Source organism: Wukongibacter baidiensis (assembly GCF_050888315.1).
Classification (GTDB): Bacteria; Bacillota; Clostridia; order Peptostreptococcales; family Caminicellaceae; genus Wukongibacter; species Wukongibacter baidiensis.
On sequence record NZ_CP138202.1, the window covers coordinates 6,127,413 to 6,141,224 of the forward strand.

General features: G+C 32.0%; 13 protein-coding genes and 1 other RNA gene. 9 read left to right on the forward strand and 5 right to left on the reverse strand.

The genetic code is table 11. The features are described 5' to 3' along the window. Positions 1-102 precede the first annotated feature (102 nt). The 5 genes from R9X47_RS28065 (at position 103) to R9X47_RS28085 (ending at position 4,178) form a co-directional block, all read left to right on the forward strand. Complete coding sequence (locus tag R9X47_RS28065; RefSeq protein WP_432664362.1) at positions 103-984, forward strand: helix-turn-helix transcriptional regulator; 882 nt, start codon at positions 103-105, stop codon at positions 982-984. 112 nt (positions 985-1,096) lie between these two features. Then, on the forward strand, positions 1,097-1,531 hold the full coding sequence (locus tag R9X47_RS28070) for a pyridoxamine 5'-phosphate oxidase family protein (protein ID WP_432664363.1): 435 nt from the start codon (positions 1,097-1,099) through the stop codon (positions 1,529-1,531). A 297-nt stretch (positions 1,532-1,828) separates the two neighbouring features. Beyond that, positions 1,829-2,482, forward strand: coding sequence for a helix-turn-helix transcriptional regulator (locus R9X47_RS28075; protein WP_432664364.1), 654 nt, complete (start codon positions 1,829-1,831; stop codon positions 2,480-2,482). Then, positions 2,479-3,687 carry a threonine synthase gene (thrC, locus tag R9X47_RS28080; RefSeq protein ID WP_432664365.1) on the forward strand — a complete coding sequence of 403 codons (1,209 nt, stop codon included), beginning with the start codon at positions 2,479-2,481 and terminating at the stop codon, positions 3,685-3,687. Before R9X47_RS28075 ends, thrC begins: the two co-directional genes overlap by 4 nt. Before the next feature lie 20 nt (positions 3,688-3,707). Then, a complete protein-coding gene (locus tag R9X47_RS28085) occupies positions 3,708-4,178 on the forward strand; it encodes a RidA family protein (protein WP_432664366.1) in 471 nt (156 codons plus the stop codon). 127 nt (positions 4,179-4,305) lie between these two features. Here the strand turns inward: R9X47_RS28085 and R9X47_RS28090 are convergent, their stop codons facing one another. After that, on the reverse strand, positions 4,306-5,550 hold the full coding sequence (locus tag R9X47_RS28090; protein ID WP_432664367.1) for a DEAD/DEAH box helicase: 1,245 nt from the start codon (positions 5,548-5,550) through the stop codon (positions 4,306-4,308). A gap of 651 nt (positions 5,551-6,201) precedes the next feature. On the opposite strand from R9X47_RS28090, the gene R9X47_RS28095 reads away from it, so the two are divergent. Both R9X47_RS28095 and R9X47_RS28100 read left to right on the forward strand, forming a co-directional pair. Next, entirely contained in the window at positions 6,202-7,434 is a 1,233-nt protein-coding gene (locus tag R9X47_RS28095; RefSeq protein WP_432664368.1) for a LysM peptidoglycan-binding domain-containing protein, read from the forward strand. A gap of 308 nt (positions 7,435-7,742) precedes the next feature. Next, positions 7,743-8,462 (forward strand): EcsC family protein, encoded by a 720-nt coding sequence (locus R9X47_RS28100; protein ID WP_432664369.1) that lies wholly within the window; start codon positions 7,743-7,745, stop codon positions 8,460-8,462. A gap of 9 nt (positions 8,463-8,471) precedes the next feature. Here the strand turns inward: R9X47_RS28100 and R9X47_RS28105 are convergent, their stop codons facing one another. Further along, on the reverse strand, positions 8,472-9,194 hold the full coding sequence (locus tag R9X47_RS28105) for a DUF421 domain-containing protein (RefSeq protein ID WP_432664370.1): 723 nt from the start codon (positions 9,192-9,194) through the stop codon (positions 8,472-8,474). Positions 9,195-9,431: 237 nt separating this feature from the next. On the opposite strand from R9X47_RS28105, the gene R9X47_RS28110 reads away from it, so the two are divergent. Then, positions 9,432-9,746, forward strand: coding sequence for a hypothetical protein (locus R9X47_RS28110; RefSeq protein WP_432664371.1), 315 nt, complete (start codon positions 9,432-9,434; stop codon positions 9,744-9,746). A gap of 127 nt (positions 9,747-9,873) precedes the next feature. Here the strand turns inward: R9X47_RS28110 and R9X47_RS28115 are convergent, their stop codons facing one another. Together R9X47_RS28115 and ffs are read right to left on the reverse strand one after the other, a co-directional pair. After that, positions 9,874-10,965, reverse strand: coding sequence for a GerAB/ArcD/ProY family transporter (locus R9X47_RS28115; protein ID WP_432664372.1), 1,092 nt, complete (start codon positions 10,963-10,965; stop codon positions 9,874-9,876). Between the two features lie 297 nt (positions 10,966-11,262). Then, an RNA gene (gene ffs / locus R9X47_RS28120) (signal recognition particle sRNA large type) lies at positions 11,263-11,528 on the reverse strand. A gap of 178 nt (positions 11,529-11,706) precedes the next feature. Between ffs and R9X47_RS28125 the strand changes: the two genes are divergently transcribed. Then, on the forward strand, positions 11,707-12,672 hold the full coding sequence (locus R9X47_RS28125) for an adenosine deaminase (RefSeq protein WP_432664373.1): 966 nt from the start codon (positions 11,707-11,709) through the stop codon (positions 12,670-12,672). Between the two features lie 175 nt (positions 12,673-12,847). Here R9X47_RS28125 and R9X47_RS28130 read toward each other — a convergent pair whose 3' ends face one another. Next, entirely contained in the window at positions 12,848-13,741 is an 894-nt protein-coding gene (locus R9X47_RS28130; protein ID WP_432664374.1) for a LysR family transcriptional regulator, read from the reverse strand. Between the last annotated feature and the right edge of the window lie 71 nt (positions 13,742-13,812).

A 13,812-nucleotide genomic window follows, 5' to 3' on the forward strand; every position in this document is an offset into this window, starting at 1 on the left:
TCGGGCAGTCTCAAGCTGTGCTGATTAAGCACAGCTTCGTTTATAGATTCTCGCTTTTATGCTATAATTAGTAAAATCATTTAAGCACCTGAGGTGGGAATAATGAAAATAGATGATAAAGTTCTTTTGATGATCAGAAACCTTGTAGGAGAAATAAATGAGAATGACCTTAAATATGTAGATTACTACGTTACTGAAAACTTTGGTATTTTTATACCTACTGTGGGCTTTTGCGAGTGTGCAATTAGACCACAGCATACACACCCTTCCTATTCATTCGCTATGTTTTTTTCAGAGGATCAAAGTATTTTTCCTGTAGAAATTGAGATGAAACCAAATCATTATTTAGCTGTGGCGATCTCTCCAGAAGTGACACATGAAGAAGAGAGAACAGATATGTTCACACGATACATTGCTATATTTATTTCAACGGAATACTATGAAAAGCAACACGCTGTGTACAATAATAGAAGACCCGATGAATATTTGCTAAACCAGTTTCTTATTGAACAAGATATCATGCTTTATATAAAAAAATATATAAGTGAGTATGAAAATAATATTCCAGGTAGAGAAAGTTTGCTTGAGGCGTTTGTTCTAATTATCTCAAATTATATAATTAGAAGCATCTTAGATGTAAGTAACAAAGGGGATATAACATCTGAACGGTTTGAAATAGAAGAGATTGTAGGATATATGCATCAACATTTTGGGAAGAAATTATCGAATCTAGAGTTAGCAAAGGCCATCAACATGTCTGAATCACACTTCATTCGTATTTTCAAAAAGGAAACCGGAATGACCCCGATGCAGTACTTAACAAATGTGAGGATTGAAAAGGCGAAGAAATTACTTAAGATTGATAGGAAGAATATTACTGAGATTTCTTTGATATGTGGATTCAACAGTACCTCGCACTTTTCATCGAGCTTTACGAAATATGTTGGAATGACTCCATCAAACTATAGAAATATATATTTATAACTAATAATGAGAGCAGAATTCTTAAAAGAAATGATTATAAGTTGAAAGCAATTGATATGAAATCCATTTATACTGGTGATACAGATATAAAAGTATGAATGGAGGAGAGAACATGACTAAACAAGAAATATTTGAATTAATGAATAATAATCCCGTTTTCTTTTTAGCAACAATTGAAGAAAATGAGCCGAGAGTCAGAGGGATGTTACTTTATAAAGCAGATGAAGAAGGAGTTATTTTTCATACTGGGACAATGAAAGATGTATATCAGCAGATCACTAAAAACTCCAAAGTGGAGATGTGCTTTAACGATCTTAAACTTGGTGTTCAGGTTCGTGTAAAGGGTGAATTAGAGTCCATTGATGATAATAGTATGAAGGATGAAATTTCTGAGCATCCTACTCGCGAGTTTTTAAAGCCTTGGAAACATAGTGTATCATCGGAAGACTTCTATAAAACATTTGTAGTATTTAAGATGAGAAATGGAATAGCTAATGTTTGGACTTTTGAGAAAAACCTATTGCCTAAGGAACAGATTAAACTTTAAGAGAGGAAAAATTACCAATTTTTAATAAGTACAAAAAGCTGGTTAATCAATGGAACTTCATTAGTTATATTGATTAACCAGCTTTTTTTTATTTATTAGCTGGTATATAACTGGAAGAGATTTAAGTCCAAAATGATTCCGCATAGTGAATTAGTTTACCTCATTTTCATTAAGTCTAAGAATACTTGTGTGTTTATAGATTTCTTGAAAAAGTATTGATAATGTATAAAAATATATATATAATACAAAATATAAGCAAAATATATAAAAAATTATATAAATGGAGCTGTTTTTTTCATGAAGGTTAACAAAGATTTAAAAAGATATTTTCCCATAGCAAACTTGGTTGCTAAAACTTTCGGTAAGAATTGTGAAGTAGTAATACATGATCTAACCCATCCACAGAATTCAGTAGTTTATGTAGTCAATAATCATGTAACAGGGAGGGAAGTTGGGGAGACCTTTAACATCTTAATTAAGCAAGTATTGCTATCTAAGGATTTTGATAGAGATATCACTGCAAATTACAAAACAATAACAAAGGATGGAAGAGAGATAAAATCTTCAACTGCTTTTATAAGAAACTCTAAAAATGAAGTAATCGGTGCAATATGCATAAATTATGATTTAGAAAAAATGAAGGACATGAAGGATTTCTTAGATGATTTTATGAAGGTAAAAGAAGAAACGATTGAAGATGAAGTAGAACCTATTAGTAGTGTGATGGATATAGCTGATGATATTATCAATAAAATTATTGGTGATGTAAATACACACAATTTAAAAAGAACAAAAAAGATAGAATTAATTGAATTCATGGAAAAGAAAGGGATTTTCTTAATAAAAGGAGGCGTTGAGAAAGTAGCTGAAAAATTAAATATTTCAAAGGTAACGGTATATAGTTATATAGATGAAATAAGAAAAAATAAAGCTAGGGGGAATAAACAATGAGCGATGTAAAGTTATTTTGTACGAAATGTAATAAGGAATTTTCAGCAGATAAGGTTCATATTCTTTGTGATGTTTGTAATGAAGCCCTAGAGGTAGAAACAATAAAACGAGGAAAAATCTGTGATGGAAATGCGCTTGAGCAAAGTATTATGGAGAGATATAGGGAATTCTATCCTTTCCTACCTATAGATAAAGATACTTCTCTTGGAGAGGGATTTACCCCTTTAGTAGAATCAAAAAAACTTGCAGAAGAGTTGGGAGTAAGGAAACTATATTTTAAAAATGAAACTCAAAATCCTACATGGTCCTTTAAAGATAGAGGGACCTTAACTGGTGTCTTACATGCAATAAAGCTGGGATATAAAAAAATAGGTACAGTATCTACGGGGAATATGGCTGTATCTGTAGCTGCATATGGAAGTAAAGCTAATTTAGAGACCTTTATATTTGTAAAGAAGACCATGGCATCTGAAAAGTTAAATCCTGTGGCTATTTACGGACCTCATCTTATAAAAGTAGATGGTGATTATGGGAATCTATATTTTGAAAGTTTAAAAATAGGAAAAGAAAATGATATATACTTTATTAATTCAGATGTTCCCTTTAGGGTTGAGGGATACAAAACCTTAGCCTATGAAATTTGTGAGCAGTTAAACTTTGAGATTCCAGATTATGTAGTTGTACCAACTAGTGCAGGTGGAAATATAAGGGGCATAGAAAAGGGATTTGAGGAATTTAAGAATAGTGGATACATAGATAAAGTTCCTAAGATGATTTGTGCTCAAGCAAGTGGCTGTTCTCCAATTGATAGAGCATACCATAATGACGAAGAAAATATATCGAGATTTGAAAATCCCAATACTATTGCCCATGCTATTGAAAACCCATTTCCCCCAAGTGGAAACCAAGTACTAAGAAAACTAAGGCAAAAGGATGGCGTATTTATATCTGTCTCAGATGAGGAAATAGTGAAAGCTCAGGATATACTTGCAAGGGAAGGAATATTTGCACAGCCAGCTTCTGCAGTACCCTTAGCAGCCGTAAAGAAATTAAAGGAAGAAAATAAATTAAATGGCGATGAAAAAATTGCTTGTGTAGTAACGGGAAGTGGACTTAAATACACTGCTGCATTTGAAAAACATGATCTAAAATCTAAGGAGTGTAAATTAGAAGAGCTGGGGAATTTTATAGCAAAGAATTATTAATCTTCTGGGGGAATGAAGGCATGAATATTGAAAAAAGACTAAAAGAATTAAATATAAGGCTGCCTGAATGTCCGAAACCTGCAGCAATATATGTACCTGTAGTTTTATCAGACAAATTCATCTTTGTATCGGGTCAAACTCCTAAGGATGGGAGTACTTTACTCTATAAAGGAAAACTAGGAAGAGATTTAACTGTAGAAGAGGGATATGAAGCTTCAAGGATATGTGCACTGAGGTGTATTAGCGCATTAAAATCTGAGGCTGGTGATCTAGATAATATTGAAGGAATAGTTAAGTTAACTGGATATGTAAATAGCAGTGATGACTTTTATAATCAATCACAGGTAATCAATGGAGCATCGGAGCTCATTGAAAAAATATTTGGGTATAAAGGAAAGCATGCAAGGGTAGCTGTAGGTGTAAATACGTTACCTGGTAATGCAGCAGTAGAAATTGAAGTTATAGCTAAGGTTAAGGAATTAACTGCCTGACAAAAGTACCTTTTGAGTTCAACTAATACGGTGTTTCACAATGAATGAAGTTCAAATAACATGAAATTCATCATTGTGAGACTTACACCTTTAAATGTTTTCACCTTACTATTTAAAGCATTTTTTTCTATTTTGGAAACTTATTTTTTCTTCTACGAGAGTTTTTATTTTGGCTATATTTTTTAGTAGAAGTATTTTTAACAGTTTTTTTCTTCACTATTGGTGTAGTACCAGGGATCATTTTGTGAGGATGTTCTTCTATTGCTGGTATTGTCTTACGGATAAGTTTTTCAATATTAGTAAGGTAAGCATTTTCTTCCTCATCACAGAAGGAAAGTGCAACTCCTTTAGATCCAGCTCTTCCAGTACGTCCAATTCTATGAACATAAGTTTCTGGTACTTCAGGCAAATCAAAATTAATTACATGAGATAATTCATTCACATCAATACCTCTTGCTGCTATATCCGTTGCTACCAAAACCTTTGTCTTTCCTTCTTTAAAATTATTTAAGGCACGTTGTCGTGCATTCTGTGATTTATTTCCATGAATGGCTTCAGCATCTATCCCTGCTTTAATAAGACCATTTGTAATTGCATTTGCACCACGTTTTGTTCTTGAAAACACCAAAACAGAATCTATAGATTCGTTTTTCAATAAATGCTTTAGTAAAGACTTTTTATGTCTTTTACGAACAAAATATACTTTTTGTGAAATAGCATCTACCGTAGATGAAACAGGTGTAACTTTTATTTTTACCGGATTTTTAACAACAGAATTTACTAGTTTTGTGATTTCTGCTGGCATAGTTGCAGAGAATAACATAGTTTGTCTAACTCTGGGTAGTTGTGCTATTATTCTTTTTACATCATGAATCATTCCCATGTCCAACATGCGATCTGCCTCATCAAGTACAAAATATTTTACATTACGTAAGTCAATATATTTCTGATTAAATAGATCAAGCATTCTTCCTGGCGTTGCAACTAGTATATCCACTCCTGCTTTGAGTGCATTTGTTTGAGGTCTTTGTGATACTCCACCAAAAATAACCACATTTTTAAGGTTCGTGTATTTACCATACGTAGTAAAACTTTCTCCTATCTGAATGGCCAATTCTCTAGTAGGAGCTAATACCAAAGCTCTAATAGGTCTAGGACCTTTTGCAACTCTTTTCTCAATAAAAAGATTTTGTAATACTGGAATAGCAAAAGCTGCTGTTTTTCCAGTACCAGTCTGCGCACAACCCACAAAATCCTTTCTACTTAGTATAGTTGGAATAGACTTTTCTTGTATTGGAGTAGTTTCTGTATATCCTTGTTCTTTTAATGCCTTTTGAATGGGTTTGATTATATCTAAGTTTTCAAATAACATTTTTTCTCCTTTTTGATTTCAAATTTTAGTTTATTCTTTCTATTTTATAAGAAAAATATAACAAGAAGCTTCCTACTAAAAATATACTCAACCTTCGTATATGTTTGTTGAAACGGTAGCTTGCGATATTAACACTCATGGTTCTAAAAGAATAAAAAGACATTTCCTTGTTCAGCATAATCTAATCACTACAAAACAACAAGCAACAAAGGAATGCTCTTCATGAGTACAATTATAACAAAGAAAGATACGAAAAAACAGTTTAAATCAATCATAGGTAATCTTTTTTAAGAGCCATCTAAAAGTAAACCCTTAGAAACAGACCTCTAACTTTTAACAGCCTCAGCATCTACTATTTAATGGTAGGTGCTTTTTACTCTATAAAAGAAAATACTGAAGAAACTTATCAGGTGATGATTTTCTATTGGATTTGTGAATTGAGTCATCTATATAGTAGGTTAGCATGATAATTTAATAAAACTATAGAAACCTATCCCAACATTTCTGAATTGCTATTCTAAATCCATATTTTACATAAAGGAAATACGACAAAAATATCTAATTAAGCATTTATAGAAAATTTATGTAAACTAATGTATGCTTTTGAAGTAGCAGATACCTAAAGAACAAAAGAAGAAAAGGAGAAGATGTATGCGATTAAAAAAGTTATTACTTTCAACAGCAATAGGGATAGGCATGATCTCTGGTGGCCTAATGGTGGGCCATGCACAAAATCTGAATTATACAGTAAAGGCAGGAGAGACATTCTGGATAATTAGTCAGAGTCATAATGTAGATTTAAATGAATTAATGGCAATCAATAATGCCGATGAAAATACAGTGTTATATGTTGGACAAAACATACTAATACCACAGGAGAATAGCGAAAGTAAAATACATATTGTAAAGTCAGGAGATACATTTTGGATAATTAGCGAAAAATATGGAGTAGATATATACGAACTGATGAAGATAAATAACGCAACAGAAAATACAGTTTTGAACATAGGAGATGAAGTAATAATCCCTAATAGTTCATCAAATGAAGATCCTCAAAAATATACAGTTCAATCTGGAGATACATATTGGATTATAAGTCAGAAGCTCGGAGTATCCTTAGATGATTTATTGGAAGTTAATAATGCTAATGAAAACTCTATGCTATTGATAGGACAAGAGATTATAATTCCTAATTCCGCAGATAACGGCGACCCTGACAAACCATACATAAGCTACGAGTCGTATACAGTACAAAAAGGAGATGACCCATGGAAGATTGCACTCAAGTTTGGAATTCCCTACAGTGAGTTGCTTAAGGTGAATAATATAAATGAAAATACAATGCTTAACATTGGAGATACTTTGAAAATACCAGTTTATAATATTCCTGTAAAGGAAACACCAGGTCCTGAGTATGGAGAGTATCTAGACTGGTGGAATGAAGCTCAATATGTACTTCCTACTAATGCGGTATTTAAAGTAATTGACTTTTATACCGGAAAATCCTTTATGGTTAAAAGGACAACAGGAGCAAATCATGCAGATGCAGAAACCTTGACGGTAGAAGAGACAAATAAGATGAAGGAAATCTGGGGTGGGAGTTTAAGTTGGGTACGCAGACCAGTAATTATTGAATACAATGGAAGAAGAATTGCAGCCAGTGTTTCAAGTATGCCCCATGCAGGAAATGATAATGCTCCTGGAGGATTATATACTACATGGAGAAGTGATGATTATGGACCAGGGTATAATTTGGATTGGGTAAAAGGTAATGGAATTGATGGTGTGTTTGATATTCACTTTTTAAATAGCACAAGACATAAGGATGGACAAATAGACAGCGAACATCAGGAAAACATTAAAATAGCTGCTGGAATTAAATAATATTTCACTCTTAAAATAATACTTACATAAATTATTTTTAAGGCAAAATTATGAGAGCATCTACTATTTACTTAATGGTAGGTGCTTTAAATGTTGCATCCATTCTATGTTAAAGAGCATATCTAAATAAAGCTTACTATTTTATCATATAATTAGGGAGTAGAATAGTGATTATCTTTGACTAGACTCTTATGAGTGTCATATTGTTATAAGAACAAATTTTACTAATAATGGGCTTGTTTTAAATACACAATGGCATTATTATAAGAAGAAAGGAATACTAGAAACAATATAGATAGGTGGTTATAATGGATTACTATAATGAAATGGCTATGAAAGAACTGAATAGATGGAAGAGAAAAATGAGGAGAAAACCTTCATTACCTGGAAAAATATCGAAGGGTGTTCAGAATAAAATTAATGGAATATTACCTGAAAAATATCATGAAATAGTTACTGCGGCTATAAAAAACATGACTAAAGCAGTTCTATTTGGTTCTAAATATATTACTAAGACACCTTATGCAAATTTAACCTTGAGGGAAAGAGAAAAATTAGTCGCGAAAAAAGTTAAGATATATAAGGCAACTGCTTTAATAGAAGGTGCAGGAACTGGCGCTGGTGGAATAATTCTAGGTCTCACTGACTTACCTTTACTTTTAGGTATTAAAATCAAGTTACTTTATGATATTGCTGCTATATATGGCTTTGATGTTAACGACTATAAAGAAAGAATTTATATACTAAATATATTCCAACTTGCTTTTTCAAGCAAAAGCAATGTAAATAAGGTATTTGCCAAAATGGAAAACATTGAAGAATATTTTTCCACATTACCTGATGACATCAACGCTTTTGATTGGAGAACCTTTCAACTGGAGTATAGGGACTATATTGATTTGGCAAAACTATTGCAGATGATTCCTGGAATTGGCGCTTTTGTAGGTGCCTATGTCAATTCTAAGCTTGTAAAAAGGCTTAGTAAAACTGCTGTACAGGCCTATAGAATGAGATTGTTGAATACTTAAATTAGATTCTTATCTGATAGGAGGGATCACTATGTCACTATCATCCTTTAAAGAAACGTGTAAGTTAAGATCTGAATTTATAGAGGCATAAAAAACTCTTTCTATGTTACTAATTCCTTGGTGTGATAATTCTTGATATAACCATGCTTCATTCAAATTGAATTTTTTTAAAACATTTGAATAAATTGTTCCGTCCATAATGATAGGAAAAGCAATAGGCGAAGATGCCCTTAGAATTCCCATATCTTCTAATGTAACTGGATTTTTCTGCGCTTTCTTTAAAACACTCAAATTTCCAGTTGCTTCTATAATTGCTGTTTCCACTTCACTAATGTCAAATATATCTTTTTCTCTAAGCTTATTAAGTATATTATCAATAGAATAGCGATTTTTTTTCAGATTTTTATTAATGAATTTACCATCTTGTATAACTACAGTAGGCTCGAACGTTATCAAATGGCCAATCTTACGATTAGAAATTTTTAAATTTGCAACTAAACGTTGAAGAAGACCAATAGATATTATTGCTACTATAGTAGGTATCTGCTTAACATCAGGATCTGCAATGTCTGCTCCAGTAACCGATCCTAAAGTAATAATAATTAGGTAATCAAATACTGGCAATTCACCTATTGCACGTTTTCCCATGAATAATGTGACGAATAATAACAAGGGCAGTATAGTAACTATTCTTATTAGAACGATTGATATCTCTTTCATTATTTCAGTCATTTTATCTTCTCCTCACAATTATTTATATAGTATTTTCATTTAGAATATATTTTAGTAAAAATCTCAAGCAAAAAATTTAGGGTATTATGGTAGTATGAATAAAGGTATATTTGATATAGAGGTAAAGAGCGAGCTTAATAGTAAAATGTTTGAATAAAGAAAAAACTATAGAACTAATAATATATATAGGGTTTTATCATGACTCATTAAATTATTATATGGGGTGAGATTTTCAGAATGGATAATGAGAAGGTACGCATTTCTAAACTAAGTATTATTGCCTTTTGCTTATTTTTACTTGGCACAATAAGCTTTTTTGGTGGCGCAAGTCTATTCAATACCGGATTTATTCCTGAAGACAAAGGATTCCTCATTTCCGGTACTTCAATACTATTGCAATTATCAGCATTTACTTTGGGGATAATAGATCTATTTAAGAAGAATAGAAAGAAAATACTATCAGTCATAACTGTTATTTTTAGTGGATTACCAACTATAGTTTTTCTTTTAATCCTTATAATAGTTCAATTATATGCCAAAACGCCAAAGTAACGTATTCTTTTATTAGTAGAGAATAAAGTGTTTAAGAGCTGAACCATAGGTTTATGGAGTTTGTTGAAAATAGGATAAAATTTTTTACAACCCCTTTTGAAATATTTTTGTTTTTGAGAAGGGGTTTTTATAATTCGGTCACCAATTTCTTTTTCTTTATTTCAGCAACAATTAGAATAATAATAGGGAGAATTACTTGGAAAGGAAACTTATAATATGGGGATACTGTAGAAGCAAATTCTATAACTTCCATGGTACTATCATATATAATAACAGATAAATTATTCATTAGTAAAGCAATGGGTGCCACTATAAAACGGTAATCAGCGCAACCAAAAATTTTAGCAATTCCCTTACAAGCTGCTAATAAAGATATACTCATCTTCACAAAGCCTCCTAATATAAATATAATAGCTGAAATTATTTCTATCCTTTGAAAAAAAACTCCAATGTTTATCCTTGTTGCGATAGAATGAGTAGGAAAATAAAGACTCAATGATGTATTTATGCCTAAGACAAGAAGAATTGTTAAATTAAGAGAAACTAAAATAAATCCTCCTAATAATAGACCAACTAGATAAATCTTATAAGGAGATCTTTTTGATTGAAAATCTGAAAAAAACATAGTAAGGATTACTGTCTCAGCAAAAGGAAATGCAAAGGAATAAAACGCTCCCTTTATAACAGGCCTTATACCATTACTTAACACAGGACGAATATTATTTATGTTCATATGAGGAATTAATAATAAGATAATTGTAAATATAAATAACATAATAAAAGGAGCAAAAAGTGTTGTCCATCTACCTAATAATTCGACTCCTTTCTTGACTGCCCAAATTCCCAGAACTATAATAACCAACATGAGTGTAAATTCAGGAGTTTCAGGTAAAGAAACTGAAGTTATAAAGGTTCCAAAATCGTGTGTTATTAAGGCTCCTATATGAAATGTAAACCAAATATACAATATACTAATCACTGTACCAAAGAGTTTTCCAAAACAAATAAAAAGTATATCAAATAAATCCTTGCCTGTAAAAATATGATGTAAACGAGCATATATGGTCACCAGAGGTAATGCCATGAATATTGATAGAATATTGGCTATCCATAAATCTTTTTTAGCACTCAATCCCATTACGATTATCACAGAGGTTCCTATTATTGCTAGGATTGTAAGAAATATTCCTTGCTTATCCGAGATAACTTCCTTTTTCACTATTTTTTCCTCCAGAATAATATAACAGTCGATAAAAATGTTAGCTGAATGTTCAAATTAAATGAAATATTATATAGTTTATCCATATAATGCAAATTTATATAAGAACCTATTTAAAATATTAGCAAAAAAGCAAAACTTAGGGGGATAAAGACAAATCTTATTAAGACTTACGAAGAGGATTAAATTTATTAGAGGCAAGTAGATCAAGGTTTGCATCAAGAAATTTGAGAAGTTTTAAGCAATTAAAAAAGCACATGGACTTTATAAGCCACGTGCTTAAATATCAATATGTAGTCGCGCACCCATCCTTGACAAGCTGCCACAGACGTTACCTAAACAGTTAGCTCAAACCAGGCTACCTCACGGCACACGAGAGGGCTTACTTACCGTTGCTTCCTTCCGGACCTGGCGGGGTTCACAAGTTCCCGTTGCGTAAGACCCAATTATCCTCACCACTTATTCAGGGCAGACTCTACAAACATCATGCCTAAGATAGGAATTCAATCCTGCTATAGCGGATTGCAGGTTACAGGACACCGCTACCTCCCCATCTAGTGCGACATATATTATGTTAACATAAAAATCACATTAAAACAAGGTTGAAATAATGCTATATGTGGTAAAATTATGTAAGATTGGAGCTGATGTAAGATTTTTAGAACTCTATTAACATATAATCTAGTAAAGAGTGTTATTTCCTTGATTAAGTTAGTACTTAAAAGAATAGGGGGAAGAAGTATGAATTATAGTGAGAAGTTTATTAATGCGTTGAAAATGAATGATATAGAATCCTTAAGAAAAATACCAAAGGCTGATCTACACAATCACTTTTACCTTGGCGGGAATAGAGAATACATATTTGAAAGGACAGGAATAAAGATTCCTTTCTTGAATCATAAACTTAATAATATGGATGAAATGCACAGTTGGGTTAATAAGCATTTAGGAAAAGCATTTGAAGGGAAGAAAGGTCGGAGATTAGCATTAGAAGCTAGCTTAGCTCAAGCTAAATATGATGGAGTTACGATTTTAGAAGTAGGGGAAGATATTTGGGCTAATAGCTACTTTTATAATAACAATGTTGAAGAATTATTGAGTATTTTCGACTCTGCACATAATATGATTGCACCTGATATGGAGTTAAGGTTACAAATAGGGTTATCACGGCATTGTGAAGTTAGAAAATTGGAAGAATGGATAGGGCCATTCTGGGATTACGAATGTTTTTATTCCATTGATCTATATGGAGATGAACTGGCTCAACCCATTGAGAATTTTAAAGGGATTTATCGTAGGGCTAAAGAAAAAGGACTGATATTGAAAGCTCATGTTGGCGAATGGGGAGATGCGGACTCTGTGAAAAGAGCTGTTTCGGAATTAGAGCTTAATGAAGTTCAGCATGGAATAGCTGCTAGTCAATCACTTCAGGTTATGAACTGGTTATCTGAGAACAACATACAACTTAACATTTGTCCTACAAGTAATGTAATGCTAGGTAGGGTGGAGTCAATTAAGAATCATCCTATTCGAAGGTTATTCGATAATGGTATTAAGGTGACTGTAAATTCAGATGATGTCTTAATATTTGATAGTCCTGTTTCAGGAGAATATTTAAAACTATTTAATGAGGGGGTATTTGATGCTAAAGAATTAGATACTATTCGTAAGAATGGACTAGTTAATAGTAAGAAGGAACTTATATAATAGCGAAATATTTAATAAACCTTTTATTTAATCAAAAAAAACACTCCTATAGAGTAAAATATGTCAGGTCTATATAGGATTGGTTTTGTATAATATTCCTATGCAAGTTGAAATTTAGATAATAGTTTTTGCTATATATTAATTAATGAACGATGATAAATAAGCCAGTCTTTTGCTATATATTTGGAGCTGTCCATTGCTTAGAGTGTTGTAATGTAAGTTCAATAAATTTTTTTAATGCTGGTGAAATCCACTTATTTTTATGATATGCAATTTGAGATATCATTTTCTTTTGCTCAAGCTCTAATAGAGAGACAGAAACATTATTGGCTTTTAAATCATCAATAATTGTAATCAAAGGCAATAAAGATATGGCTATACCGTTCATTGCGCACTTCTTTATTGTTTCTATACTCCAGGTTTCCATAACATTTTCTGTAGATATGGCATTACTTTGTAAATATTCTTCGAAAATATACCTATAACTACATCCTTTTTCAGTAAAGAAGGCTGCAAGGTTTTCGGAAATAGAATCCTTGTCATCTAAAGAGTAATCTGGAGGAAGTACAAGACACATTTTCTCTTCTATTAATTCTTCAATTATCAAATCGGAATCAGAAATTTTACTATCCAAAATAAAAGCCAAATCTAATTCCCCTTTATGAAGAGCTTCCCTTAATTTAGCATGAGATACATCTTTTATAATTATCTTTACCTGCGGGAATTCCTTTTTATATTGTTTGAAGATAGAGTTTAGCCTATATATCAATAAAGTTTCTGGTGCACCTATTTTGATGGTGCCACTAGGGTTATTCTGATCATATTTCATGTGCTCGATTTTTTCATAGGTACTTAGAAGCTCATTCGTATACTTTAACAATTGATTTCCAGTATCAGTTAAGGATATGTTTTTTCCGACTCTATCAAATAGCTGTGCTCCTAAGTTAGACTCTAGTGCCTGAATATGTGAAGTGATACTTGATTGAGCATATCCCAAATGCTCAGAAGCTCGAGTAAAGCTCCCTAGCTCAACTATCGTTCTAAATGTAATGAAATGTCTGATTTCCACTTTACTCCTCCTCGATATGAATATATAGTATAAGATTAGTATATCAAAAAAACTGATAGATGCATTCAGTT